This is a genomic window from Paraburkholderia sp. EG287B (assembly GCF_040965595.1).
Taxonomy (GTDB): Bacteria; Pseudomonadota; Gammaproteobacteria; order Burkholderiales; family Burkholderiaceae; genus Paraburkholderia.
This window is the reverse complement of sequence record NZ_JBFRCG010000011.1, coordinates 339,541-365,958: the sequence shown is the minus strand read 5'-3', so window position 1 is coordinate 365,958 and position 26,418 is coordinate 339,541. Positions and strand designations below refer to the sequence as shown.

The following is a 26,418-nucleotide window of genomic DNA, read 5'->3' as shown; positions in this document are numbered from 1 at the left end:
CTTCGACAAGCAGGGGAAGGGTGTCAACCAGCATGGCGACGAAAGTTAACATCGCCGCGACGTGTTTACAACCCCTTTGCTCCACCAACAAAAATGCCGTTCAGTTGCTTAACTGAACGGCATTAGGACCGGAGTCCGCTTTTTATTGCCCGCTCAACGCCTCGTGATCAAGGATTGATGTACTGGAACAGCGAGAGATTCTGCGTGGCGGCGAAACTCTTCTGCGAAGCCGTGAGCGCGTTCGACAGCTGCTCGAACTGGCTGATCGCGGCCACCGTGTCGGTGCTCATGAGGTCGGAGAGGTTCGACGTGACCTGCAGCGAGTTGGTCGACGTGACCGTTTGCAGCGCCTTCACTTCCTGCTCGCGGCCGCCCACGGAAGCCTGCACCGTGATCACGTTCGAGAGCGAGTTGCCGATCTGCGTAAGGCCCGTGTTCAGCGCGTTGTTGAGGTTCGCGACCGCGGCGGTGGAGCCGCTCGCGGGCGTATTCAGCGCGGCGATGATGCTGTCGATGCTCGCGAACACGTCCGTGTTCTGCGACGCCGTGGCGGGCGTGACCGAGAACGAGTCGCCCGCGCTGGGCGTACCCGACATCGTCACGCTCATGCCCGAGCCGAGCGAGATTGGATTGCCTTCGGTGTAATTGGCCGGCGTCGTGGTCGTCGCCGGGCTGACGCTGTGGTCGGTCACCGTGTAGGTGAGCGCGCCCGTGGTCGCGTCGGTGGCGAACGCGATCGAGTAGTTGTCGTTGTTGGTCGCCTGGGTCGGGTCCGTCACCGTCACGCCGCTGATCACGCCCGCGCCCTTGTTCGACGAACTGCCCGAGGCCACGTTGGCCGAACCCACGGCCTGCACGCTCTGGAACACCGTCGTGCCCGTGTCGCCGACCGCGATGTTGCGCGTGCCGGCCACCTGCATCACGCGCTGGCCCGCGTCGCCGTTGTAGGTCACGCCGCCGCCCGACTTGTTCGAGAACACCTGCGAGGTGCTCTGGAAGCCCGAGAAGATGTAGTTGCCCGCGCCGTCCGTGGTATTGGCGAGCGTGAGCAGCTGGTTGCGGTCGCCTTGCATCTGCTGGGCGATCGCCTGGCGCGCCTGGTCCGTGAGCGAGCCGTTCTGCGCTTCGATGATGAGCGAGTGGATACTCTGCATCGTGCTCGTCACGCTCGAGAGCGTCGTGTCCTCGAGCTGCAGCGCAGTGAGCGCCGTGGTCTGGTTCGACGTGTACTGCGTGAGCGTCGCGCTCGTGGCGGAAAGCGTCACCGCCTGCGCGGCGCCGAGCGGATTGTCGCCCGGGTTCGAAATCGCCACGCCGGTCGAGATCTGCTGCTGGACCTGAAGGAGCTGAGACTGCTGGTTCTCCATCGTCGACAGACTGGAGGAAAAAATCTGGGAAGTCGCGATACGCATGGGTCAGCGCCTCACTGGAAAATGCCGATCAGGGTCTGGAACAGCGATGCCGCCGTCTGGATCACCTTGCTGTTGGCCTGATAGAGCTGTTGATACTGCAGCAGGTTCGCGGCTTCCTCGTCGAGGTTCACGCCCTGCACCGACTGCTGCTGCGAGGTGAGCTGCGTCACGAGCGACTGCTGCGACGTGTTCGACGCCTTGAGCTGGCTTGCCGTGTCGCCGATCGAGTTCACGTAGTTCGCATACGCCGTGGTGAGCGTGGTCGATCCCGTGTACGCCGTGCTCGACGTGAGGTTCGCGAGCGCGAGCGCGTTGCGGCCGTCCTGCGTGCCGCTCTTGTTGCCCGCCACCGTGAACGTGTCGTTGTTCGAGGGCGTGCCCGTCATCGTGAAGCTCACGTTGGTCGCCGTGGCGTTCGCGCCCGCTGAATCCGTGAGGTTCGTGATCGTGTAGGTCGCACCCGTGGTCGGATCGTAGGGCACGCCGGTCACCGGCGGCGTCGCGGTGCTGCTGATCGTCACGGTGCTGGTGGTGGTCGACCCCGGCGTCGTGATCGTGACGGTCGTGCCGTTGGGCAGGCCGGTCAGCGTGCCCGACGTCGAGTTGTAGGTCAGCGTGACGGGCAGGTTCGTCGTCGAATAGCCCGTGCCCACCGCGCCTTGCGTCACGGTGGCCGTGCCTGCGTTGGTCGTGGACGCCGACACGACGACCGGCGTGGCCGCCGCGATGGCCGCGGGGTCGCTGGTCGCGACCGAGAAGCTCGCGAGCGCGCCGGCCGTCGGCTGGATCATGAACGAGTCGCCCGCGCTCACCGTGCCCGAAGGCGTAATCGAGAAGCCGCCGATCTTGATCGGCGCGGTGCCGTTCGGCTGGGTCGCGACCAGCGAGTTCGTGGTCGTGTCGGTGAGGTTCCAGTTCGTGCCGTCGTAGCTCAGCTTGTAGTTGTCGGTAAGCGGCTGCGTGCTGTTCGTGAGCGTCGCGCTGACCGTGGTCTGCGTGTCGGGGTTCGTCGAGCTGGCCGTGACGAGCGGGTTGCCCACCGTGAACAGATTGCCGCCCGCGCCGCCCGAGAGCGTGAGGCCGAGTGCGTTCTGCGCGTTCACCTGCGCGGCGAAGCTCGTCACGATCGCGCCCAGTTGCGACTCCGCCGGATCGAGCGTGGTCTGGACGAACGAGACCAGGCCGCCCACCGTGCCGCCTTGCAGCGCGGCCGACGACAGCACCTGCGGCGCGCCTTGCGCCGCGGCGCTCGCGCCGTTCAGGCCCTGCCACGTCACGTCCAGTTCCTGCGGGTTGGTGCTCGACGGCTGCGTGCCGAGGTTGTAGCTCTGGCTGCTCACCACGAGCGGCTGGCCGTTGCCGAGGAACACGCTGTAGCCGGTGCTGCCCTGCACGACCTGGACGCCCACGAGCTGCGAGAGGTTCGCGACCGCTTGATCGCGTTGATCGAGCAGCTGGTTCGGCTGTTGGCCGCTCGAGCTCGCGGACGTGATCTGCGCGTTGAGGTTCGCGATCTGCTGCGTGTAGGTGTTGATTTGCGAGACCGCGCTCGTGAGCTGCGTGTTCACGCTCTGGCGCATCGCGTCGTACTGCTGGCTCGCGGCGTTGATCTGCGTGGCGAGCGTCTGCGCGTCGGAGAGCACGGTTTGCCGCGCTGCGGTATCCGAAGGCGAATTCGAGACGTTCTGCAGGCCCGTGAAGAAGTTCGTGATCGCGGTGGCGATGCCCGAGGTCGGGCTGCCCACGAGATTCGAGAGCTGCGTGGCGAGGTTGTACGAAGCCGTGTACGAGCTGCTGGCCGTCTGCGCATTGTTGACGGCCGTCGTGAGGTACTGGCTGTACGCGCGCTGCACGGTGGCGGTAGTGACGCCGCTGCCGAGATAGCCGTTCGACGTGTACTGGCCTGCCGATTCCTGGTACACCGGCTTCTCGACGGTGTAGCCCGCGGTCGTCGAGTTGCTGATGTTCTCGCCGGTGGTCGAGATACCAATCTGCGCCGCCTGCAGGCCGCTCAGACCGATCGAGAAAATGTTGGACATGCGTAATCCTCGAAAGCGGCCTGCCCCCCTGGCAAACCGCGTGGTGTACTCACGGTATAACGGCAACGCACTGCAAAAATTGAGCGCCCGATGGGGACGAAAACGTTAGCGAGTAGGCGCGTGCGCGGCTGCCGCGCGGCGGGCGAACCGGCGCAGGATGCGCTGCGCCGTCGGGGGTGTGGCGGATCGTGCGTGTGAGGCGCGTGCCGCTCAGGCACGCGCGAGCGCGCGGCGCTTCATCTCGAGCTGCGTGATATAGCGCTGCAGCGTGTTCTCGGAGGCGCCGGGCAGCGCGTCGAAGCGAAAGCCCATGTGATAGCGGCGGTCGCCGTTGGGCAGATCGATGAAACGCAGCACGACGAGCGCGAGATCCACGCGCAGCTTGCCGTGCGCGCGCAGGTCGAGCTCGACGTCGGGCAGCACGAGCCCCATGGCGAGATCCGCGACGCGCTCTTCGGTCGTACGCAGCCCGAGGCCGCCGAGCGAGAGGTCATGCACCTCGTACGCGAAGCGCGGGCCGCCGCTCGGCAGCTCGCCGCGGCAGATGCACGGCTCGAGCACGGGCGTGTCGACGCGGAAGTACTCGCGCCGCTGCACGTAGAACAGCACTTCGGGGAAATCGGCTTCGAACGCGGGGTGCCCTTCGAACTCGGTGCGCCGCGGCGTCGCGGTCGTGAACTCCACGCGCACGCCGTCGGGCGAGGCGTGGAAGAGGCACTCGGGCGCGGCGAGCACGCCCGTGTTCTGCTCGGGCATCGCGCCCCAGTCGAACACGAACGTGCGCTCGCGTCCGTTGACGGCCAGAATGCGCGTGACGAGCTGTCCGCCGCGATACTGGAGGGTCAGGAAGTCGCCGCGATTGACGAGATTGCGTAGCTGGACGCCGATCTCGAGCGGATTGCGGCGCCCAAAATCGTGGGAGCCTTCCGCGCCCTCGCCTGCTTCCTGTGGATTCGACTGAACGGTATTCATCGGCCTGCCGGAAATTCGTGAACGTGCCGGCGCGAGAGCGGACCCTTTCCGCACGCGCCGTTCGGGCGGTCCGACCGCCCGGATTGCTTTTCCATCTCGCCTGCATTAGCGGCAGACATGACGAAAAATTTAGGGATTGGGCGTAAAAAAAATGTGCCTTTTCCCTGCATGAAACACGCATGTGCAGCTTCTTCCGGCAACGGCGCCGAGGCAACGTTTGCGGCTGCCTAATTGACGTCAACCGCGGCGCCGGCCGTCGAATCGATCGTCAGGCCATCCGCTGCATGATGGTCAGCAGCTTTTTCGCATAGTGCGGGTCGGTGGCGTAGCCCGCGCGCTGCATGCCGTGCGCGAAGCCTTCGGCGCTCTTCGAGCCGTTGATGACCGACGCGTAGCGCGGGTTGTTCTTGAGCAGCGTGGCGTAGTCGGTCATCGCGTCTTCGTACGAGTCGTAGGCGCGAAACTTCTCCACCACGCGATGCGGCTGGCCGTTCACGTACTCGGTCGTGACCGTCGAGACGGTCTTGCCGGTCCAGTCCTTGCTGGCCTTGATGCCGAACACGTTGTGGCTCGACGAGCCGTCGGCGTTCTTGATCTCGCGCTTGCCCCAGCCCGATTCGAGCGCGGCCTGGCCGAGAATGAAGCGCGCCGGAATGCCCGTGGTCGAGCTGGCCTGCTGCGCGGCATTGGCGAGCTTGTCGACGAAGGCGTCCACCGAGGCGTCGCCGTTGCCCTTGATCGGCGGCGTGAGCGCGCTGTTGCCGCTGTAGCCCGAGCCGTTGGCGAGCGCGCCATTGGCGGCAGCGTTGCCGTAGGCGCGGCCTAGCGCATTGAGCATGGCGAGGTTGCCCTCGCTCGCGTCCTTGCCCGAAAGCCCCGAGATCGCGTCCGCCACGCCGCCGCCCGCACCGCCGGCGCCATCGGCACCGGCCGCGCCGCCCATGCTGCGCATGAGCTGCTTGAGCATCGCGTTCGCCACGCCGATGCCCTTGTTCGACATCTGCTGGGCGAGCTGCTGGTCCATCATCGAGGTGAACTGCGCGCCGTCGTGCGAGTCGAGCGGGCCGTCGTCGGGCGTCGCGTCGCGCATGCTCTTGAGCATCATCTGCGTGAAGACCGCGTCGAACTGCTTCGCGGCCATCTTCACGCCCTGCTGGGGCGAGGCGTTCGCCGCGGCGCGCATCGAGTCGAAGCCCTGCACGTCGAGCGCGAAGCGGTTGGTGAGGTCGAGGCTGCCGCCGCCGATGTTCTTCGTATTATCCAAGTTACACCCCTTAGATGATCTCGAGGTCGGCGCGCAGTGCACCCGCCGCCTTCATCGCCTGCAGGATCGACATCAGATCCGCCGGCGTGGCGCCCAGCGCGTTGAGCGCTTTCACGACTTCGGCGAGATTGGCGCCCGCCGTGACGAGCTTGAGCGATCCGTTGTCCTGCTTCAGCTGGATCTGCGACTGCCGCGTCGCCACCGTCTGGCCATTGGAGAACGCACCGGGCTGGCTCACCGCCGTCTGCGTGTTCACGACGACCGAGAGATTGCCGTGCGCGACCGCGCAGCTCTCCAGCGTCACCATCTGGTTCATGACGATCGAGCCGGTGCGCGCGTTCAGGATCACCTTCGCGGCCGGCGTGGCCGGATTCACGTTGAGGTCCTGGATCTGCGCGATGAAGCCCACCTGCGACCCCGGATCGGCCGGCCCGTGCACCTGGATCGTGCGGCCGTCGAGCGGCGAGGCCGTGCCCGGGCCGAACATGTTGTTGACGGCCGAGACGATGCGCTGCGTCGTGTCGTAGTCCATGTCGTTGACGGTCAGCGTGAGCAGACCGCCTTGCTGCGAAACCGGCGAGATCACCGCGCGCTCGACGATCGCACCGCCGGCAATGCGCCCCGCGGCGAGCTGGTTCACCTGCACCTTGCTGCCGTTGGCCGAGGCGCCCGCGCCGCCCACGGCCACGTTGCCCTGCGCGAGCGCGTAGACCTGGCCGTCGGCGCCCTTGAGCGGCGTGAGCAGCAGCGTACCGCCGCGAATGCTCTTCGCGTTGGCGAGCGACGACACCGTGATGTCGATCTGCTCGCCCGGCCGCGCGAACGGCGGCAGCACGGCCGTCACCATCACGGCGGCGACGTTCTTCAGCTGCATGTTGTTGAGCGTCGACGAGGAACCCGACGAGCTCGACGTGTTGTTGATCGAGATGCCGAGGTTCGCGAGCATGTTCGCGAGCGTCTGCGTGGTGAACGGCGCCTGGGTCGTCTGGTCGCCGGTGCCGTCGAGACCCACCACGAGGCCGTAGCCGATCAGCGGGTTGTCGCGCACGCCCTGGAAGGTCGCGAGGTCTTTCACGCGCTCGGCGCGCGCCGGCGTCGCGTAGGCGACGAGTGCGCCGCAGGCCAGCACGAAGCCCAACGCCACGCCCAGGGCGGCGAGCACGTCCTTCACGCGCGAGCGGCGCGAATGATGGAAGCGGATCTTCACCATGGCGCGATGTTCAGGAAAAAGCGTTGCAGCCAGCCCATCGTCTCGGCCTCGTCGATCACGCCTTTCGCGGAGTATTCGATCTTCGCGTCGGCGACGTCGGTCGAGAGCACGGAGTTGTCTCCGGCAACGGTGTTCGGATTGACGACGCCGGAGAAGCGCACGTATTCATTGCCCTGGTTGATGAGCATCTGCTTCTCGCCGGACACGACGAGATTGCCGTTGGGCAGCACGTTCGTCACGGTCACGGTGATGACGCCCGTGAACGTGTTCGAGGCGTTCGCGCCGCCCGTGGCGTCGAACTGGTTCGCGCCCGTCGTATTCAGGTTCGCGCGGTTGAAGAAGCCCGGCAGGAAGTTCGCCGTGCCCGAGAAGCTCGCGCTGGTGCCGCGCTTGGTGGCCGCGCCCGACGACTTGGTCGCGTTGATGTTTTCGGAGATGACGATCGTGAGGATGTCGCCGGTATTGCGCGGACGCTGGTCCTCGAACAGCGGCCGTCCCGCGTAGCCGGGGTTGTAGATCGCGCCCGGCGAGGTGTTCGCGGGCGGCGGGGGCGGCACGGCCGTCATGGGCTGCTGCGTGATCGGCTGCCGGTTGGGTAGGTAGGCGCAGCCCGCCAGCATCGCGAGCGCCACAGCCGCCACGAGCGCCCGGGGATTGCCCGGATGCCGCGCGCGGATGCGAGGAAGGTTTCGAACGGACTGCGACATATTCTTCACCGACTTGATTAACCAGGGAGACCTCAGACCTGCATCTGGCTGAGGGTTTGCAGCATCTGGTCAGAAGTGGTGACCGCCTTGCTGTTGATTTCGTAGGCGCGCTGCGTCTCGATCATGTTCACGAGTTCCTGCACGACGTTCACGTTCGACGATTCCACGTAGCCCTGGTTGAGCGTGCCCGAACCGTTCTGGCCCGGCGTGGAAACCGTGGGCGCGCCCGACGATGCCGTTTCCGACAACAGGTTCTGCCCGTTCGACTGCAGGCCGGCCGGGTTGATGAACATGGCGAGCTGCAGCGTGCCGATGGTCGTGTTGTTGCTCGAGCCCGGCGTCGTGATCGTCACCACGCCGTCGCTGCCGATGGTGAGCGAGGTCGCGTTGGCGGGCACCGTGATCGCCGGCATCACCTGGTAGCCGCTCGCCGTCACGAGCTGGCCTTGCGCGTTGGTCTGGAACGAGCCGTCGCGCGTGTAGGCCGTGGTGCCGTCGGGCATCTGCACCTGGAGGAAGCCGGCGCCGTTGATCGCCACGTCCTTCGAGTTGCCGGTCTGCTGCAGGTTGCCCTGCGTGTAGAGACGCTCGGTCGCCACCTGCTGCACGCCCGTGCCCACCTGGCTGCCCGAAGGCAGTTCGGTTTGCTGGGTCGAGTTCGCACCCGGCTGGCGCAGCGTCTGGTACATGAGGTCCTCGAACACCGCGCGCGAGCCCTTGAAGCCATTGGTGCTCACGTTCGCGAGGTTGTTCGAGATCACGTCCATCTGCGCCTGCTGGGCGTTCATGCCGGTGGCGGCGATGTAGAGCGATCGGTTCACGGTGTCTTTCTCCCGGTCCGGCCTCGCGCGCGTCGTGCGGCGCGAAGCGGCCTTCATTAACTTGAAATGGCTTAGCTGAAGTTGAGCAGCTGGTTCGCGCTCTGCTCGTTCTGGTCCGCGTTCTGCAGCAGCTTGGTCTGCATCTGGAACTGGCGCGCGTTGGTGATCATCGAGACCATCGCCGCCACCGGGTTCACGTTGCTGCCCTCGAGCGACTCGGTCGCGACCTGCACGGTCTGGTCCGCGTCGGCGGGGTTGCCGTCCGACGTGTGGAACAGGCCGTCGTCGCCGCGCGTGAGCGCACCGGCCGGCGGGTTGACGAACTTGATCTGGTCGATCATGGCGATCGCGTTGGCGGGGCTGCCCGGCGCGATGGCCGAAACCGTGCCGTCCTTGCCGATCGTGATCGCCGAGCCCGGCGGCACCGCGATCGGGCCGCCGCCGCCGATCACCTGCAGGTTGTTGGCCGTGACGAGCTGGCCGTTTTCATCGACGTGCAGGTTGCCCGCACGCGTATAGGCCTCGTTGCCGTCGGCCGTCTGCACGGCCATGAAACCCTGGCCCTGGATCGCGATATCGAGCGGGTTGCCGGTATGCGAGATCGCACCGGGCGTCATGTCCGAGCCAGGCGTCGCCGAGAGCACGTAGGTGCGCGTGGTCTGGTCGTTCACCGTCGAGCCGTCGCCGAACGACATCGGCACGGCGCGAAAGTTGGCGAGCTGCGCGCGAAAGCCCGTGGTCGAGACGTTCGCGAGGTTGTTCGCGACGACGGCCTGCTGCTCGAGCGCCTGGCTCGCGCCCGTCATCGCGGTATAGATCAGTCGGTCCATGATGTGCCCGGTACGTGGTTAGACGCGTTACATCTGCAGCAGCGTCTGGTCGACGGTCTGCTGCGTCTTGATGGTCTGCGCGTTCGCCTGGTAGTTGCGCTGGGCCGTGATCAGGTCGACGAGCTGGTTCGTCAGGTCGACGTTCGACGCTTCGAGCGCGCCGCCCGTGAGCGTGCCGTGGTTCGTGCTGCCCGGCGTGGAGACCTGCGCGACGCCCGATGCCGCCGTTTGCTGGAACTGGTTGCCGCCCAGGTTCAGGAGGCCATTCGGGTTGTTGAAGTTGGCGAGCACGATCTGGCCGAGCGACATGGTCTGGCCGTTCGAGTAGTTGCCGGTGATGGTGCCGTCCGCGGCGATCGAGAAGTTCGACAGCGTGCCGCTCGCGTAGCCGTCCTGGGCGAGGTTGTTCACGCCGTTGGCCGAGCCGTACTGGGTCGTACCCGCGAGATCGAGCGTCAGCGACTGGGGCTTCGTCGAGCCGTCCGTCGGGTTGATGCTGAACGTAAGCGACGTGGTGCCGTTGCTCGTCACGCCGTTGGCCGTATCCGGGGTAATGCTCTGCAGCGCGCCGGACGAGCTGAACTGCGCCGTGCCGAGCTTCGACACCGAGCCGGCCTGACCGGCATACACGTCCCACTGGCCGCTCGTCGCGTCCTTCACGAAATACATGTTGACCGTCTGGGTACCGCCGAGCGTGTCGTAGGCCGTGACCGACGTCGAATACGTGTAGCTCGTCGAGTCGGTTTCGCTGAAGGTCGTGGTGGTCGGCGTCGTGGCCTGTGCGTTCAGGTTCAGCTGCGCCGTGATGTTCTTGGTCGCAACGGGTGCGATGTTGGTGGTCGGCACCTGGAGCGGCACGGTCTGCGCGGTGTTGATCACACCGGTCGAACTGGCGGCGTAGCCCATCAGATCGTTGCCCGAGGCATCGGTGATGTAGCCGTTCTTGTCGAGCTGGAACACGCCGTTACGCGAGTACGTGATCGTGCCGTTGTTCGACATCTGGTAGAAGCCGTTGCCGTTGATGGCGACGTTCAGCGCCTGGCCCGTCGTGCTGATCGTGCCTTGCGCGAAGTCCTGCTGCACGGTCTGCAGCGAGGCGCCGAGGCCGATCTGGTTGCCCACCGACGTCGCGATGGTGTTCGCGTAGACGTCGGCGAACTGCGCCGTGCTCTGCTTGAAGCCAACGGTGTTCGCGTTGGCGATGTTGTTGCCGATCACGTCGAGATCGTTCGACGACGCGGCGAGGCCGCTCAATCCTTGCTGGTAGCCCATGGTTGTCTACTCCGCGTTTATCGTGTTCAGAGAATGGCGCCGACGCTCGTAAGCGCGACGGTCTTGCCGTTGGCGAGCGACAGGCTCGGGGTGCCGTCCGACTTCTGGACCACGCCCTGCACCTGGCTCGCGACGAGCGCGGTTGCCGTGGCGGACTGGCCGTTGGTCGTCGCGCTCGCGGTGATCGTGTAGGTGCCGTCGGCGACCGTGTTGCCCGAGCTGTCCTTGCCGTTCCAGGTGACCGGCACGGTGCCGGCCGACTGCGCGCCGAGGTCGAGCGTGTTGACGACCTGGCCCGACGAGTTGGTGATCGTGAGCTTCACGTCCGAGACCGCCGAAGGCAGCGTCACGCCGAGCTGCGGCGCGCTGCCGCTCGACACGGCGGCGCTGCTGCCCGGGGCGAGCACGGTCGAGCCGATCAGCAGCGCGGCCTGCGCGTTCTGGCCTGCCGAAAGCTGGGTGGAGAGCGACGACAGCGACGTGTTGAGCTGCTGGATGCCCGACACCGTGTTGATCTGGGCGAGCTGCGAGGTCATCTGCGAGCTGTCCATCGGATTGGTCGGGTCCTGGTTCTGCAGCTGGGCGACGAGCATCTTCAGGAAGGTGGACTGCAGGTCGCTCGCGCTCGTGCCGCTCGACGACGCCGACGACGAACTCGAGCTCGTGCCGTTCATGGTGTCGAGCAGTTGCTGCGACACGGTGGCGGTGCTGCCGCCGATGGTTGTGTTGCTGGAACTCAACGCGTTCTCCCTCGATTGCGCTTCGTGCTTTGGCGTGTGGTGGTGGCAGGCGCTGCTTCATTTCGCGCCCGCTGGTCTCTGTATGTACTGCAGTGTCCGTACTGACTGCGGCTTGCCGTGCTTCAGGTTTCCCGCTTTACGTTCCGATCGTGAGCGTCTTGAGCATCAGCGTCTTGGCCGTGTTCAGCGTTTCGACGTTGGCCTGGTACGAGCGCGACGCCGAGATCATGTTCACCATCTCCTGCACCGGATCGACGTTCGGCATCGTCACGTAGCCGTCCGCGTTGGCGGAGGGATTGTCGGGGTCGTAGGTCTCTTTCATCGGCGTGGGGTCGTCCACCACGCCGGTCACCCTGACGCCGCCCACCTGCTGGCCCGAGGCCGTGCGCGCGCCGCCGAGCGGGTTCACCGCGAACACGACCTGCTTCGCCTTGTACGGCTGGCCGTCGGGGCCGGTCGTGCTGTCGGCGTTGGCGAGATTGGACGCCGTCACGTTCAGACGCTGCGATTCCGCCGTCATGGCGGAGCCCGCAACGCTGAAGATGTTCATCAGGGATGGCATGGTTTCGTTGACCTCACATCAGGTGCGCGTCACGCGCGCGTTGGTCGTTCATGGCTTCGTTACTGCGTTTTCCGGCTGCGCTGCGTGCGTCGATCAGCTCGAACCCGAGGTGATCGCGGAGAGCATCGTCTTGATCTGCTGCGAGACCACCGTCATGCCCGACTCGAAGTGCAGCGCGTTGTCGGCGAACTGCACGCGTTCGGTGTCGAGATCGACCGTGTTGCCGTCGAGCGCGGGCTGCACCGGCGTGCGGTACATGAGTTGGCTCTTGTAGGTGTCGGCCGGGCCGCCCGTCGGGATCAGCTTTGCGTCGCCGGCCATGTGGCCCGACTCCGTGGATGCCATCTGCATGCCGCTCGTCACGCCCGCGGGCTGCGCCATGGCAAGCGGCTGGACGTTGCCGCCCGAGGTGGCCGTCATGCCCACCTTGCCGCCGGCGCCCTGCTGGCGCAGCGCGCCAGCCAGCGACGCCGCGAAGTCCACGTCGCGCGCCTGGTAGCCCGGCGTGTCGGCGTTCGCGATGTTCGAAGAGATCAATGCCTGCCGCGTGGCGCGCACATCGAGCGCTTCGCGCCCGAAGGCGAATTCGGCATCGAGTTTGTCCAGCATCGGGCGTTCTCCGTGAAACGAAAAAAGGATTCGGCTTGAGCGCGGCGGGCCCGCCATCGGCGAGAAAACTGGCGCAAACGTTAGGCGCGTGGTCCGAAGGCCTTTGCGCATGGAGTGGAATATTAGGCGGGGGTGGCAAGAACCAATCGGACGAATAGCCGGTAAAGCGCCCCTCTATTCGACGCTAGCGCGCGGGGGCCGCCGCCTAGAATGCGAGGCGTGTCAATGCATTCGATGGAGAACGACAATGCCGCAGACTGCCACCTTGCGTAGGCCGCACGCCGGCCTGGAGCGGCGTGTGCGCGCGCTGTCGTGGCGCGCGTCCTGGACGTGTGCGCTTGCCTGCGCCTTTGGCGGAGGGCTCTTTGGCGGCACGCTCGCGCATGCACAAACGCCGGCGCAACCGGACGCCGCCGGCGGCCAAATCTTCATTGCGGGCCCCGGCGACCGCGCGGGCGCCGACGCCGCGCAGATGAACGCGCTGCTCACCAGCACGGCGAAGAAGCCCGCCGCGGCTGCGGCCAGCAGTGCTCCCGCCACCGAGGCCGCGCCGCTGCGCGCGGCCAGCTATGCCGATCTGAATTCGCACGGCGTGCCCGAGGATGCGCGCGCGGGTGTCGAGTCGAACGGCATGATCACGATTCCGGGTCCCGGCGAGCGCGCGCCCCAGGGCGACGCGCCGCGCATCGTCACGGTTCCCGCGCCGGGTGCGAGCGCCCAGCCCATGCGCGTGCCGGCGGCCAATGCGAACAACGCGGGCGCGCTGCAGCGCGTGAACCTGTCTACCGCCGCGAACCGCGTCGCCCCGGTGGTCGTGGACGCGGGCGCAGCGGCGCTCGCGGGCGCGAAGCCGGTTGCCAGCGCAAGCACCAGCGCGCCGCCGAACCCCAATACCAGCGCCGTCGCCACGAACGTGCAGGCCACGCCGCCCGGCCAGCAGGACGGAGAATCGATCCGCGCCGCCGCGCTCGCCTTCCTGCAGCAGCAGTCGGCAGGTTTGCCGGGCCACGTGGGCATCACGGTCGCGCCGGTGTTTCCGCGCGGCCTCGCAGCCTGCACGTCACTCGAGCCGTTCATGCCGCCGGGCGCGCGCACCTACGGACACACGACCGTGGGCGTGCGCTGCATCGGCGCGAAGCCGTGGACGCTCTATGTGAGCGCGCGCATTGCCGTGGACGTGACCTACTACGTGGCCTCGCGCCAGATCGGCGCGGGCGAGGCGCTTTCGGCCGCCGATTTCATGCCGCGCGCGGGCGACCTCGCGAACCTGCCGCAGACCATCATCACCGATCCGAACCAGGCGACGGGCGCCGTCGCGCTCGCGCGCATTTCCGCGGGACTGCCGCTGCGCACCGACATGCTGCGCAGCGCCGCCTCGGTCGTCATCGGCCAGACGGTCAAGGTGATCGCCGTGGGCAGCAACTTCACGATCTCCGCCGAGGGCAGCGCGCTCAACAACGCCGAGCCCGGCCAGCAGGTGCGCGTGCGCACGAGCGGCGGCCAGATCATCTCGGGCGTGGTCAAGGACGCGGGTACCGTGCAGGTGCAGATCTAGGGCCGGTAAGCGCTGGTAAGGGCCGGATCAGGGTGCGCAGAGCCCCGTCCAACGGCCCGATCCGGCCGTTTCCGGCTTGGTGCGCCAGCACACGTAACAGCATGTAACGGTGGGATTTTCGGCTAAAGTTCGGCCCGACCTGTGCCGTTATCAAGGTCAAATCGATCAGGAACGCCCATCGTGAAAGTTGACTCCTCCACCCGCAATGATCCGCGCACGCTGCAGGATGGCCTCGCGCGCTCGCAAGCCGATTCGACCGGCGTAAGCACCGACACCGCGGCCACCTCCGGCGCGGCAGGCAGCACGACCGCCGCCGCCCAAGGCGGCGCGAACGTGAGCCTCTCGTCGCTCTCGTCGACGATGCGCTCGCTCGCGGCGAGCGGTTCCGCCGACATCGACACGGCGCACGTGCAGTCGATCAAGGACGCGATCCGCAACGGCACGTTGCAGATCGACTCCGGCAAGATCGCCGACGGCGTGATCCAGACCGCGCGCGACCTCATGAAGCCGACGTCGGGCAACTGACGCCCGATGCGCGAGCGCCGCGCAAACCTCGCTTTTTTGGTGCCTTGCAATGAAAGATGCCCTGTTGGCCACACTGATCGACGAACACGCCACGGTCGAGGCGTTCGCGTCGCTGCTCGCCTATGAAGAAAAGGCGCTCGTGTCGGCCGACGGCATGGAGGCGCTGCCGCAGATCGTCGAGCAGAAGACGACGCTCACGCAGCGTCTCGCGGGCCTCGAAAAAGCGCGCGACGCGCAACTGGCCGGCCTCGGCCTGCCGGGCGGCCGCAAGGGCATCGAAATGGCCTGCGACGGCGACGCGCGTCTGGCAAGCCAGTGGGCGCTGCTCAAGGGCTCGACCGAGCGCGCGCGCCGCAAGAATCTCACCATCGGCATGATGATCCGCACGCGCATGGAACATAACCGCCGCGCGCTGTCGATCCTGCGCGGCGAAACGGGCAACGGCTCGATGCTGTACGGTCCCGATGGGCGGCTGCCGGCGTTCGGGCTGTAAGCGCGCACGCACGTCGTTCGCCCAAAGACAAAAGCCGAAGCAGTGATGCTTCGGCTTTTTTGTTTTGCGCGAGTCCCGTCCATCAACAAAAAAGCCGGAGCGCTCTCGCACTCCGGCTCTTTCACCGCACCCGGTCCGCGCTGGCAGCCGCGCGGAGCGTCTACCGCCTCAATTCTCCTGGCCGGCCCACGACATCTCGCGCAGCCGCGTGCGCAGGCGCGCCACCGCCTGGCTGTGCAGCTGGCACACGCGCGACTCGCTCACCTCCATCACCGCGCCGATTTCGCGCAGGTTCATGCCGCGCTCGTAATAGAGCGACATGAGCAGCTTCTCGCGCTCGGGCAGCCGGTCGATCGCCTCGACGAGCGCGCCGCGCAGGCTGTCGTCGAGCAGCGCCGAGAGCGGGTCCGAATGATCGACGCAGTAGCGGTCGAGGAACGGTTCGTCCTCGGCGGAACGGTCGAAGTCTTCGTAGTAGATGAGCTGGCTGCCGTGCAGTTCCTGCAGCATGCTCTGATACTCGTCGAGCGGCATGCTCAGATGCTCGGCGATCTCCGTCTCGCTGGCCGAGCGCCCGAGCCGCTGCTCCACCTTGTGCACCGCGCTTTCCACTTCACGCGAGGTGCGGCGCAGGCTGCGCGGCAGCCAGTCGTTGCTGCGCAGCTCGTCGAGCATCGCGCCGCGAATGCGCTGGCTCGCATAGGTCTCGAACTGCGCGCCCTGATCTTCCTTGTAGCGGTTGGCCGCGTCGAGCAGGCCGATCATGCCGGCCTGGATCAGGTCGTCGAGGTCCACGCTCGCCGGCATCTTGGCAACGAGCTGCAAGCCGAGCCGCCTCACGAGCGGCGCGTACTTCGCGAGCACGTCGGCCTGCGAAATCTTTCCTTGAGCGTTATACATCGTGCTCTCCACTTCTCATCTCCCTGATTGGCGTCGTCGTGCGCACGTCAGACGTGCTGCGGCGACGTCCGCTGCGCGGGCGTCTCGGTCCGCCAGCCCGCATGGGACGACGCGGACGCGGATGTTGCGTTGGGTGCGGGATGCACACCCGTCACGGCCGCAACGAACGAATCGGCGTTCGCGGCGAGCGTGCTGTGTGCGGCGTTTGTTGCATGGGTAGCGTGTGGCTGGACGCCGGCTTGCGGCGCGCCGTCCAGATCGTCGGCGGGTGCGTCGCCCGCCGCTTCATGTTCTTCGTGCGCCGCGCCGAACAACGCGTTGGCGCGCGCCGTGGCCGGCGAGCACGCCGAGACCGCGGGTCGCATCGGCCAGTGCGGCAGTTCGGCGGCCACGTGGCGGAAATCGCGCGCGGCGGCCGTCGACGGAAACGCATCGACGATGCAGCGCGCGAGCCTGAGCGCCTGCGCCATGTGCTGATCGGCGGCGACACTGCCGGCGCTGTCGAGCGACACGCTCAGGTAGCGGCTCGCCACCCCCGCGAGGTTCTCGATCGCGGCCTGCGCGTCGCTGGCGTTCGCCACATGATTCGCGAGCACGCGAAACTGCGCGATCGCATGCGCGAAGTGCAGCCGTTTCATGCACGCGTAGGCGTCCGTGATCGACTGCGCACCGATGCGCATCACGATCAGCACGTCGTGCGCGTGCATGGCGAGCGGCGAAAGCGCGCCGTCGGCGTCGAGCTGCGCGTCGATCAGGACGATGTCCGCGGGACCCGAAATGACCTTCTGCAGCTGGGCGGCCGTGTACTGCGCACGGTTGTCGCGCGAGGCGGCCAGCACGCCGAAGCCGAGCGCATGACGGCCCACAGCTTCGTCGAGCGTACGCTCGCCGCGCATGACGGCGGCGAAGTTGCCTGCGCCCCGCACACCGCCCACCAGCGCACAGACCGAGCGGGGTCCCAGACACTCGTCGATCACGAGCACGTCCTTGCCCTGCGCGGTGAGCGCCGCCGCGAGATTGACCACCGTGGTCGTGCGCCCGGGCGAACCTGCACCGCCCGTCACCGCGACCACGCGCGAGCCTTCGCGCGCGAGCAGCCGCCGCAGCCCTTCTGCCTGATCGATTACGAACTTATCCAAACCTGACCTCGGGAGCCTGCGAATTCGAACGCGTCGAGAGTGCCGACAGCAGCGCCGGGATATCGTCTTCGTGCGGCACGAACGGCGAACTCTCTCGCGGAATGCAGAAGGCACTGCGGATCAGGAAGCGACGCGTCGCCACATAAAGGTTCTCGGGGACCTTCTGGCCCGTCGAGACGTAATGCACCGGCAGCTTGTAGCGCAGCACGGTGTCGAGTGCGCTGCCGAGGTTGGTCGCCTCGTCGAGCTTGGTGAGGATGCAGCCCGTGAGCGGTGCGTCTTCGCTCTGGTAGGCCTGCACGACTTCGTTGAGCGTGTCGCCGTGGTTGGTCGCCGAGAGCAGCAGCAGGCGCTGCACCGGGCGGCCCGCGCCGCACAGCATGGCGATCTGGTCGGCCACGGCGCGGTCGCGCTGACTCATGCCGATCGTGTCGATCAGCACGATGTGCTTGTTCTTGAGTTCGGTGAGCGCGAGCTGGAGGTCCGCGCCGTCGCGCACCGCGTGCACCGAAACGCCAAGGATCTTGCCGAAGATGCGCAGTTGCTCGTGGCCGCCGATCCGGTAGCTGTCGGTGGTGAGCAGCGCCACCTTGCTCGCGCCGAAGCGCATCACGCAGCGCGCGGCGAGCTTCGCCGTGGTCGTGGTCTTGCCCACGCCCGTCGGGCCCATCAGCGCGAACACGCCGCCGCGCTCCATCAGCGCTTCTTCGTCTTCGAGCACGGGCAGGTTCGATTCGAGCACCGACTGGAGCCACTCCATGCCGGCCTCTTCGGTCTGCACGTCGGGCAGGCGATCGATCATCATCTTCACGAGCTGGGCCGAGAAGCCCGCGGCGAACAGCTGCTTGGTGAGCGCGCCCTGCACCGGGCTGCGGCGCTGGCGCTCGCCCCACAGGAGGCCCGCGAACTGCTCTTCCATCATGCCGCGCATGGAGGCGAGCTCGTTCATCACGGTTTCGTTGACGACCTGCTCGATGCGCGCGCGGATCGCTTCGCTCACGGTTTGCGCCGCATCGGCGCCCTGCGCATTGCGAGTGCCGGGCGCGGGGCCGGCGGCCTCCGGACCGTGGCCGAGGCGCTGCGCGGCGCGGCGCGCGGCGACATGAGCGGCCTCGAGCGCCCAGTCGGGCGTGCTGGCGTCGACGTCGGGCGGCAACACCGGGTCGGCGACGCTGCCGAGGCCGCGCGCGGCGGCGGCGGCGGGCGTCATGCCCGGCACGCGCGGCGCGTTCTGCTGGTTGGCGATGCGGCGGGCGTGGTCGATCAGCCAGGGGTTCGATTCGGCCATCGTGCGCGGTGTGTCGCCCGCCGACGCGGCGGCGGCCTGTTCGAGCCGCGCTGCGGCTTCGCGTGCGGCGGCCTGAGCGTTGGCGTTGGCGGCCGGCGCCGTGGACGCAAACGATGGCGCAAAGGCCGGCGAGGCGAGCGACTCGGTCGCAGCCTGCAGCGCCATTTGCAGCGGCGAATGCGCATGCGGAACGGCTTGTTGCGATTGTGCCGCCTGCTTCGCGGCTTGCAGCGTCGGCGGCATCGCCGATTGCGCGGCCTGCTGTCCCGCCGCGGCACGCGAAGAAGGCGACGAAGCCGAAAGCGGCGCGATGGCGGCCGACGCTTCCTTGCCTAGCGAGACGGCGGTGTCGGCGGCGTGGTCGCCATCGGCATCGGCATCGGCGCTTGCGCCGCCGTTTTCGACGCCCACTTCCGGGCTCGCGCCGAACACCGAGGAGAACACGTCCGGCATGCCGCTCGCGTAGGGGTTGGCACTGCCGACCGGGGCGGCGAGCGCCGCGGGAGCGGCGCCAGGCGCGCTGCGCGGCGCGCGCGACATCGGCGTCATGGCGGCCGAGGGCTGCGCGAACGGGGCGCCTTGACCACCCTGCGCCACGAGGCCACCCAGGCCTTGCGCGGCGGCTGCATCGGCCGGCGCGATCGCCGCGAGATCGCGGTCCGCGAGCGCGACGATTTCGACGCTGCCGTCGTCGAGCGTACGGTTCGACAGAACGACGGCGTCCGCACCCAGCGCTTCGCGTACGAGCCGTAACGCGTCGCGGCTGGTGCCACCGATGAATTTGCGAATGTTCAAGCTAAGCCCCTGATGAGGTGAGCGGCCAATGCCGCCGCCGGTCGTCTGTTGCTGGAATGGCGCTGGATTGCTGCCGGCCTGGCGTCTTACGCAAGGCCTTTTCCGATGTTGGAATTATTTCGAAGGTGAGCCCCCCATGATCGGTGGATCAGGGCGGAGAAATGCGGGCAATTCGCGGAATCGGTGACGGAGGTGCGCGCAGGCAAAAATTACGCGCAGAAAGGCTCGCCCACGGCTCGGCTAACGAAAAAGCCCGCAAGAAGCGGGCTTTTTCTCATCCAGATGCGGCAGCGCGATCAATGCGCCCCGATCACGTTCACCACCTTCACGTTGCGCGTATCCGGCACCTCGGCGTACGACAGCACCTTGAGCTGCGGCAGGCTGCGGCGCAGGAAGCGCGACAGCATGGGCCGCAGCGCATGCTGCACGAGCATCACCGGCGCGAGGCCGAGCGCCTGCTGGCGCCCCATCGCCTGCTCGGTCTGCGCGAGCAGCGTATGCGCGAGACCCGGTTCGAGGCCGGGGTTCGGGCCGGAGGTGAGCGTCTGCGACAGCACGCGCTCAAGGTTCGCGTCGAGGCCCATCACCTGCATGTCGGCGTTGCCGGGGAACCATTGCTGCGTGATCGCGCGGCCGAGCGCGATGCGCACCGCCGCCGTCAGATCGTGGGCGTCGGTGATGCGCGGCGTGTGCTCCGCGAGCGATTCCATGATCGTGCGCATGTCGCGGATCGGCACGCCTTCTTCCAGCAGGTTCTGCAGCACCTTCTGCAGCGTCGTGACCGGCAGCACCTTCGGCACGAGGTCGTCCACGAGCGAAGGCGTGTCCTTCTGCACGCGCTCGAGCAGCGCCTGCACTTCGCGGCGCCCGAGCAGCTCGGCCGCGTGCGTGACGACGAGGTGATTCAGGTGCGTCGCCACCACCGTGCTCGAATCGACCACCGTATAGCCGAACACCTGCGCCTGCTCGCGCACGTTCGAATCGATCCACACGGCGGGCAGGCCGAATGCCGGGTCCGTGGTCGGCGTGCCGGGCAGCACCGCGCTCACCTGGCCCGGGTTGATCGCGAGCCACTGGCCCGGGTAGGCCTCGCCGTTGCCCACCTCCACGCCCTTCAGCGCAATCCGGTAGGCGTTCGGGCGCAGCTCCAGGTTGTCGCGAATATGGATGACGGGCGGCAGGAAGCCGATTTCCTGCGCGAACTTCTTGCGGATGCTCTTGATGCGCTTGAGCAGCTCGCCGTCGGTGTTCTTGTCGACGAGCGGAATGATGCGGTAGCCCACTTCGAGGCCGAGCGTGTCGATGAGCGCCACGTCGTCCCAGGTCGCTTCGGCGTTTTCGACGGGCGCAAGCGCGGCGGGCGCGGCGTCGGCGATCACGGCGCTCGCCTTCCTCGCCTCGGCGTTCTTCTTGAGCGTGCGGCCGAGCTGGATCGCGCCGCCGCCGAGCAGCAGAAACGCGAAGTGCGGCATGCCCGGAATCAGGCCCATCATGACGATGATCGTGCCCGTGATCATCAGCACGCGCGGGTTCGTGAAGAGCTGGCCGGTGAGCTGCGTGCCGATGTCTTCGTTGGTCGCCACGCGCGAGACGATCACGCCGGCCGCCGTCGAGATGACGAGCGACGGAATCTGTGCGACGAGGCCGTCACCGATGGTCAGCAGCGTGTAGGTCTCGCCCGCCGAGGCGAGCGGCATGCCGTGCTGCACGACGCCCACGATCAGACCGCCCACGATGTTGATCACCATGATCAGCAGGCCGGCGATGGCGTCGCCGCGCACGAACTTGCTCGCGCCGTCCATCGAGCCGTAGAACTCGGCTTCCTGGGCAATCTCGCTGCGGCGCTTGCGGGCCGCCTCTTCGTTGATGAGGCCCGCGTTCAGGTCGGCGTCGATCGCCATCTGCTTGCCGGGCATCGCGTCGAGCGTGAAGCGCGCGGACACTTCGGCGATACGGCCCGCGCCCTTCGTGATCACCATGAAGTTGATGACCATGAGGATCACGAACACCACGATACCCACGGCGAAGTTGCCGCCCACGAGGAAGTGGCCGAACGACTCGATCACCTGGCCCGCTGCCCCCGGGCCGGTGTGGCCTTCGAGCAGCACGATACGCGTGGAGGCCACGTTCAGCGAGAGCCGCAGCAGCGTGGAGAACAGCAGCACGCTCGGGAACGCCGCGAAGTCGAGCGGCTTCATGGTGTACATGCTGACGAGCAGCACCATCACCGACAGCGCGATGTTGAAGGTGAACAGCAGATCCAGCAGGAACGGCGGCAACGGCAGGATCATCATGCCGAGGATCATGCAGATCAGGATCGGTCCCGCCAGCGCGCGCAGATTCGTGCCTTGCAGCATCTCCGGGCGCCGCGCGAGGAAACCGGTGCGGGCGTTCATTCTGTTGCTCCTTCAGTGCCGTCGCGCGCCGGGTTGTTTTCGGCGCGGCCAGCGGTGTTCGATGCGTTGTTTGCGTTCGTGGAATTTGCCGCGTTCGCGCGACTGGCGGCCTCGGCGGCCGCGCGCTCCTCGGGGGTGAGGGCTTCGTCGGCTTCGCTGGCTTCGTCTTCGTCGCTCATCGCGCCCTTGTCCATTTCGGGTGGCACGTCGAGGTCGGTCGGCTCCATCGGCACGTCGCCGCCATGCTCGCGGAAACGCTTGAGCTGATAGACCCACGCGAGCACCTGGGCGACCGCGCCGTAGAGCGGTCCCGGAATTTCGCGGTTGATGTCGACGTTGTAATAGAGCGCACGGGCGAGCGGCGGCGCTTCGAGCAGCGGCACGTTGTTCTCGACCGCGATCTCGCGGATGCGTGCGGCCACGAGGTTCACGCCCTTGGCGACGACCTTCGGCGCGCGCATCTCGCCATCGGCGTACTTGAGCGCGACGGCGAAGTGCGTCGGGTTGGTCACGACCACGTCGGCCTTGGGCACCTGGGTCATCATGCGGCGGCGGGCGGCGGCGCGCTGCTGCTGGCGAATGCGCCCCTTCACGTGCGGATCGCCTTCGTTTTCCTTGTGCTCGCGCTTCACTTCTTCCTTGGTCATGCGCAGCTTGCGGTAGTACGACCAGAGCTGGTACGGCACGTCGAGCGCGGCGACCACGAACATGCCGGCGACCGTCATGCCGCAGCACACGCCGATCAGATGCATCGCGTCGGCGAACGCGCGCGGCGCGGGTTGCATGGCGAGCCCGAGAATCTCGTCGCGCCGGCTCCACAGCGCCCAGCCGCCGATCACGCCCACCACGAGCGTCTTGGCGAGCGACATGCCGAGCTGGATCGGCCCGTTCACGGAGAAGATCCGCCCGAGCCCCGACACCGGATTGAGGCGGCCGAAGTTCGGCTGCAGCGCCTTCGTGGAGATGAGCCAGCCGCCGAGCGCCATCGGCGCGAGCAGCGCGGCGAGCCCCGTGAGCGCGAGCACCGGCATCAGCGCCATGAGCCCCTCGCGCGCGGCGACGCCGGCGCCGATCAGCATGCGGCTGGTTTCGAACGCACCCGCGTGATTGAACGCGAAGGCGCCACGCATCATGGCCTGCAGATGCTCGCCGATCGTGCCGGAGAGCAACCACGTGCCATAGAAGCCCGCCGAGAGCAGCGCGAACGTCGCCAGCTCCCGGGAACGCGGAACCTGCCCCTCCTCCCGCGCCTTTTCGAGGCGCTTGGGAGTGGCGGATTCGGTTTTCTCGAGGTCGCTGTCCTCAGCCACGCATGCTCCGGTCGCGGGCACGCGCCGCTCGTCGCGGCTGCGCGGCTGGCGCGCGCCCTTTTTCAGTGACAGCGATTATTGCCGCGCAAGCCAAGCGGCGATTGACGGAGTAGGACGGGGAAATCAGGGTATTTCGGCCGATGGAACCGGGGCGGCATCATCGGCGAACGCCGGCACACGATGCGCGCGCGCTCGCGGGCCGCCAACTTCACGGCCTACGCACCCTCAGCGCCCGCGATTTCAGAACGCGACGAACGGCGCCTTGCCGCCGGACGCGCTCATGTCCATGCCGTAATACACGTAGCGGCCATAGAAGAACGACAACCCCAAGTCGAGCGCCGCCGCCGACCCGAACTGCCCTGCCAGGTTGTTGGCCGCATAGTTCGCGCCGCTGCCGAGCAATGCGCTCGCGTTCGCGACATTGAAGGTCGCGGTGCCTGTCGTTGCGCCGTTATTGGACACGAGTGCCGCGCTGAAGGACTGCGTGGACGTCGGGCAGTAGAACGTGCCGAGATTGCCGCCGCACTGCGGCAGGGCGCTGTCGACGAAGAAGATCGCATTCGAACCCGAGTCGAGGAAGGTCTGGAGCGTGCGCCCGTTGAACGTGGAGCTGAGCCTGCCCCACGAGTCCGTGTTGTAGCTTTGCGAGGCGGTCATCGCGTTGTTCGATTGCGTGCCGATGCCGAACACGAGCGTGCCCGACGCGCTGGGCGCGCCGCTGTCGGACACGGGGGCCATCTCGAGGATCACGCCGTTGCCGTCGGCGCCGAATTTGGGCACGGGGTTGGCCACCAGCTGGTTTTGCGCGACCGTCGCGGTGGAGCAGTTCGTGCCGCCGGGGCACGAGTAGTACGCGCCGATGTTGTCATAAGGCGCAACGCCGATACCGAGAATGCCGTTCGCGCCCAGGTCCTGCACCGTGTCCTGCGCGTTGCCGAAGCCCGCGCAGGCCGACGGCACCGTGCTCGAGCTCAGGTCGCCGATCACCTGGATCGGAATATTGGACGCCGTCTCGCCGCCGATCTTGACGTCGGCAGAACGCACCGTGCCCCACGTGTAACCGTCTGCGAAGGCCGTGCATTCGGCGAGGGTGCCGCCGTTGGCCGTGGCGGGGGACAGCAAGCTCAGCACATTCGACTGCCCTGTCACATTCGCCGACGCGAGCAGGCGCAGGCCGAATGACGCCGTATCCACCTGAACGTTGTCGACGGTCCCGCAGGTCGTTGTGCCGGCCTTGCAAACCGTCACGCTGACGGTCGGAATGTTCGGCAGCGTACCCGTCAACCCACGGTTCACGGTGACGGCTACGGTATTCGCGGCGGTGGCCGCGGTGGGCTGCTGGGTGGGACTGGGAACCGCGGAGCCGCTGCTGCCGCCACTGCTGCCGCTCGAGCTGCTGCTACTGCTGTTGCCGCTGCCGCCCCCGCCTCCGCAGGCGGCGACGAGCGAAACCAGGGCAACGAGCGCGGCGCCCGAAAGGAACCGGAAAGGTCGCAGCCACACGCTGCGCGAATGGCGTGAAGTCAGCACTGAAGTCAGCACGTTCGGCCTCCGCTCGTCACTGGATATCGGAGGCGCTGACGCCCGCAGGCAGCGCCTGCGGCAGCCATGCCTGCCCGGAGAAGGCGCCCATGTGGCCGCCCGAATGCACCACGACGTTCGAGTTTTCGACCACGCCCGGCCCGCGCACGCGACCGGCGGCGTGGCTCGCCTTCACGCCGGCCGTGTACTGGGGAAAGTAGCTGCCCAGCAGCGTGGCGAGATTGGGCATCTGCGGGCCGTCCCAGGCGACGCCGAATACGGTGCCGGCCTGCGAGAGGTACTCGCGCACGACGGTGCCGTTGGCGAGCGTGGTCTGCTGGACGGTGTAGGCAGGGGTCGTGGAAGCGCCAGAGGCCGCGCCTTGCACCGCTGCGCGCGCAACGGCCGAGGCGTTGCCGGCCGCGGCTGCCGCCGAAGCGGCGCTCAGGGTGCTGACGTTCGCGCCCGCCGGCGTGGGCATAGGCGCACCGCCCAACGCGGCGTGAGCCGCCGGCGCCGCGAGCAGCGCGCAAAGCAGGCAACCGAGAAGCGCCGCGCCGGGCGCGCGGCAGAGCGCGGCGCGGCGCGCAAACGAGCGCACCGCCTTGCCACAGAACGATGTGTATGGATACAAGGCGTCCCCTCCCTCTTGCGATGGCGCGTTGCACCATACGCTGTCGGGGCCGCGCAGGAACGTCGCGGCGGGACGCAGCAGGACGGGCAACGGCTGGCTATGCTTCGCCGCCCCACCGCGACGCTTTTCGCGGCAGGGTACGAAGGCATGAGCAGTAGTATGCCCGCCTTGGACTACATGCGGCAGCTAACCGAGCGGTTAGCTGCACATTAGGGGTCAGAACCCGAGACTTGCGAGCAGATCGTCGACCTGCGCCTGGTCCTGCACGACGTCGGTCTTGCCTTCCGGATTGATCTGCGGGCCGTTGAGCAGGCCTTCGGGGCTGCCCGTGCTGCTCTGGGTCTCCGCGAGCGCCGCCGCCGTTGCCGCGAACTGCTCGCGCCGCTCCGGCGCGATGTTCTCGACCAGCACGGTGAGCAACTGCTGCTCGATCAGATAGACCACGTCCATGATCTTCTTGATCACCTGGCCCGTCAGGTCCTGGAAGTCCTGCGCGAGCATGATCTCGAGGAGCTGCTGGTTGGTCGCCGCGGTGGCTTGCGGCACGCCATCCACGAAGGCCCGCGTGTCGTCCATCAGCTGGCGCACTTCCGCACGGCCGATCGGCGCGTCGTACCAGGTCGCCCAGCGGCTCGTCAGTTCCTTCGCGTCGCGTTCGAGCGTTTCCTGCAGCGGCTTGGCGATGTCGATCGCGGTCAGCACGCGTTCGGCGGCCTGCTCGGTCATGTTCGCGACATAGCGCAGCCGGTCGCGCGCGTCGGGCACCGCCTCGGCGGCGCGCTCCACGTGCTTGTCGAGGCCGAGTTCGCGCATCGAGTCGCGCAGGCTGCGCGTCAGGTGTCCGATGCGCGCGAGGATGCGGTCCGTCGCCAGCTCGCTGGCCTCGCCCGCGGCGGGCGGCGCGAAGTCGAACTCGGGCGGCTGCGGAAGCGGCTCGATGCCATCGGCTTCCGGCCACTCACCGGAATGAGCGCCGGACGGCTCACTGATGGGCTCGTTCACGTCAGCTCCCCGTCTTGGCCATCTTCTCGAGAATCTTGTTGAGCTTCTCGTCGAGCGTGGCGGCCGTGAACGGCTTCACCACATAGCCGCTCGCGCCAGCCTGCGCCGCCGCGATGATGTTCTCCTTCTTCGACTCGGCCGTCACCATCAGCACCGGGAGGTGCGTCAGGTTGGCGTCGGCGCGGATCTCCTTGAGCATGGCGAGACCGTCGAGGTTCGGCATGTTCCAGTCGGAGATCACGAACTCGTAGTTGCCGCCGCGCAGACGGGCCAGGCCCGCTGCACCATCTTCGGCTTCGTCGACGTTCGAGTAGCCCAGTTCCTTGAGCAGGTTGCGGACAATCCGGCGCATCGTCGGAAAATCGTCCACCACCAGAATCTTCATTCCCTTATCCATCACGTTCCATTCCTCCAGGCGAAAA

General features: G+C 67.2%; 22 protein-coding genes and 2 pseudogenes. 3 read left to right on the top strand and 21 right to left on the bottom strand.

Features of this window, described 5'->3' with window-relative positions:
* Positions 1-167: 167 nt before the first annotated feature.
* The 12 genes from flgL to AB4Y40_RS22130 all read right to left on the bottom strand — a co-directional run bounded on the left by flgL (position 168) and on the right by AB4Y40_RS22130 (position 12,438).
* Positions 168-1,412: a flagellar hook-associated protein FlgL gene (flgL, locus tag AB4Y40_RS22185; RefSeq protein ID WP_368689575.1), complete on the bottom strand. Its 1,245-nt coding sequence runs from the start codon at positions 1,410-1,412 to the stop codon at positions 168-170.
* Between the two features lie 11 nt (positions 1,413-1,423).
* Positions 1,424-3,451 carry a flagellar hook-associated protein FlgK gene (gene flgK, locus AB4Y40_RS22180; protein WP_368689574.1) on the bottom strand — a complete coding sequence of 676 codons (2,028 nt, stop codon included), beginning with the start codon at positions 3,449-3,451 and terminating at the stop codon, positions 1,424-1,426.
* Positions 3,452-3,661: 210 nt separating this feature from the next.
* On the bottom strand, positions 3,662-4,423 hold the full coding sequence (locus tag AB4Y40_RS22175) for a flagellar brake protein (protein ID WP_368689573.1): 762 nt from the start codon (positions 4,421-4,423) through the stop codon (positions 3,662-3,664).
* 268 nt (positions 4,424-4,691) lie between these two features.
* Positions 4,692-5,687: a flagellar assembly peptidoglycan hydrolase FlgJ gene (flgJ, locus tag AB4Y40_RS22170; RefSeq protein WP_368689572.1), complete on the bottom strand. Its 996-nt coding sequence runs from the start codon at positions 5,685-5,687 to the stop codon at positions 4,692-4,694.
* Between the two features lie 10 nt (positions 5,688-5,697).
* Complete coding sequence (locus AB4Y40_RS22165; RefSeq protein WP_368689571.1) at positions 5,698-6,897, bottom strand: flagellar basal body P-ring protein FlgI; 1,200 nt, start codon at positions 6,895-6,897, stop codon at positions 5,698-5,700.
* A complete protein-coding gene (locus AB4Y40_RS22160; RefSeq protein ID WP_368689570.1) occupies positions 6,891-7,604 on the bottom strand; it encodes a flagellar basal body L-ring protein FlgH in 714 nt (237 codons plus the stop codon). Before AB4Y40_RS22160 ends, AB4Y40_RS22165 begins: the two co-directional genes overlap by 7 nt.
* Positions 7,605-7,636: 32 nt before the next feature.
* On the bottom strand, positions 7,637-8,425 hold the full coding sequence (gene flgG, locus AB4Y40_RS22155) for a flagellar basal-body rod protein FlgG (RefSeq protein WP_368689569.1): 789 nt from the start codon (positions 8,423-8,425) through the stop codon (positions 7,637-7,639).
* Positions 8,426-8,496: 71 nt separating this feature from the next.
* Positions 8,497-9,255 (bottom strand): flagellar basal-body rod protein FlgF, encoded by a 759-nt coding sequence (flgF, locus tag AB4Y40_RS22150; protein ID WP_133183398.1) that lies wholly within the window; start codon positions 9,253-9,255, stop codon positions 8,497-8,499.
* A gap of 27 nt (positions 9,256-9,282) precedes the next feature.
* Positions 9,283-10,527 carry a flagellar hook protein FlgE gene (flgE, locus tag AB4Y40_RS22145; RefSeq protein WP_368689568.1) on the bottom strand — a complete coding sequence of 415 codons (1,245 nt, stop codon included), beginning with the start codon at positions 10,525-10,527 and terminating at the stop codon, positions 9,283-9,285.
* A gap of 26 nt (positions 10,528-10,553) precedes the next feature.
* The gene (locus AB4Y40_RS22140; RefSeq protein WP_368689587.1) at positions 10,554-11,201 is read right to left on the bottom strand and encodes a flagellar hook assembly protein FlgD; all 648 of its coding nucleotides are present in this window, start codon (positions 11,199-11,201) and stop codon (positions 10,554-10,556) included.
* 202 nt (positions 11,202-11,403) lie between these two features.
* The gene (flgC, locus tag AB4Y40_RS22135) at positions 11,404-11,829 is read right to left on the bottom strand and encodes a flagellar basal body rod protein FlgC (protein ID WP_028203363.1); all 426 of its coding nucleotides are present in this window, start codon (positions 11,827-11,829) and stop codon (positions 11,404-11,406) included.
* A 93-nt stretch (positions 11,830-11,922) separates the two neighbouring features.
* The gene (locus AB4Y40_RS22130; RefSeq protein WP_368689567.1) at positions 11,923-12,438 is read right to left on the bottom strand and encodes a flagellar basal body protein; all 516 of its coding nucleotides are present in this window, start codon (positions 12,436-12,438) and stop codon (positions 11,923-11,925) included.
* Between the two features lie 247 nt (positions 12,439-12,685).
* Here AB4Y40_RS22130 and flgA point away from each other — a divergent pair, with 247 nt between their 5' ends.
* The 3 genes from flgA to AB4Y40_RS22115 all read left to right on the top strand — a co-directional run bounded on the left by flgA (position 12,686) and on the right by AB4Y40_RS22115 (position 15,011).
* Positions 12,686-13,993, top strand: coding sequence for a flagellar basal body P-ring formation chaperone FlgA (gene flgA / locus AB4Y40_RS22125; protein WP_368689566.1), 1,308 nt, complete (start codon positions 12,686-12,688; stop codon positions 13,991-13,993).
* 180 nt (positions 13,994-14,173) lie between these two features.
* Entirely contained in the window at positions 14,174-14,518 is a 345-nt protein-coding gene (gene flgM, locus AB4Y40_RS22120; RefSeq protein ID WP_324149884.1) for a flagellar biosynthesis anti-sigma factor FlgM, read from the top strand.
* Positions 14,519-14,567: 49 nt separating this feature from the next.
* A complete protein-coding gene (locus tag AB4Y40_RS22115; RefSeq protein WP_069264359.1) occupies positions 14,568-15,011 on the top strand; it encodes a flagella synthesis protein FlgN in 444 nt (147 codons plus the stop codon).
* A gap of 168 nt (positions 15,012-15,179) precedes the next feature.
* Here the strand turns inward: AB4Y40_RS22115 and AB4Y40_RS22110 are convergent, their stop codons facing one another.
* From AB4Y40_RS22110 to cheY, 9 genes and pseudogenes are all read right to left on the bottom strand, one after another.
* The gene (locus AB4Y40_RS22110; RefSeq protein ID WP_028203358.1) at positions 15,180-15,911 is read right to left on the bottom strand and encodes an RNA polymerase sigma factor FliA; all 732 of its coding nucleotides are present in this window, start codon (positions 15,909-15,911) and stop codon (positions 15,180-15,182) included.
* A gap of 356 nt (positions 15,912-16,267) precedes the next feature.
* Positions 16,268-17,050 (bottom strand): annotated as a pseudogene (locus tag AB4Y40_RS22105) (MinD/ParA family protein); the annotation flags it as partial.
* A complete protein-coding gene (flhF, locus tag AB4Y40_RS22100; RefSeq protein WP_368689565.1) occupies positions 17,043-19,133 on the bottom strand; it encodes a flagellar biosynthesis protein FlhF in 2,091 nt (696 codons plus the stop codon). The gene flhF and the pseudogene AB4Y40_RS22105, both read right to left, overlap by 8 nt.
* Positions 19,134-19,429: 296 nt before the next feature.
* On the bottom strand, positions 19,430-21,529 hold the full coding sequence (gene flhA, locus AB4Y40_RS22095) for a flagellar biosynthesis protein FlhA (protein WP_368689564.1): 2,100 nt from the start codon (positions 21,527-21,529) through the stop codon (positions 19,430-19,432).
* A gap of 149 nt (positions 21,530-21,678) precedes the next feature.
* Positions 21,679-22,839, bottom strand: a pseudogene (flhB, locus tag AB4Y40_RS22090) (flagellar biosynthesis protein FlhB); the annotation flags it as partial.
* A gap of 240 nt (positions 22,840-23,079) precedes the next feature.
* Complete coding sequence (locus AB4Y40_RS22085; RefSeq protein WP_368689586.1) at positions 23,080-24,342, bottom strand: DUF3443 family protein; 1,263 nt, start codon at positions 24,340-24,342, stop codon at positions 23,080-23,082.
* A gap of 55 nt (positions 24,343-24,397) precedes the next feature.
* Positions 24,398-24,898: a DUF2844 domain-containing protein gene (locus AB4Y40_RS22080; protein ID WP_368689585.1), complete on the bottom strand. Its 501-nt coding sequence runs from the start codon at positions 24,896-24,898 to the stop codon at positions 24,398-24,400.
* A 312-nt stretch (positions 24,899-25,210) separates the two neighbouring features.
* Positions 25,211-25,933, bottom strand: coding sequence for a protein phosphatase CheZ (gene cheZ, locus AB4Y40_RS22075; protein ID WP_342920435.1), 723 nt, complete (start codon positions 25,931-25,933; stop codon positions 25,211-25,213).
* Between the two features lie 64 nt (positions 25,934-25,997).
* Positions 25,998-26,393 carry a chemotaxis response regulator CheY gene (cheY, locus tag AB4Y40_RS22070; protein WP_028203354.1) on the bottom strand — a complete coding sequence of 132 codons (396 nt, stop codon included), beginning with the start codon at positions 26,391-26,393 and terminating at the stop codon, positions 25,998-26,000.
* Positions 26,394-26,418 lie beyond the last annotated feature (25 nt).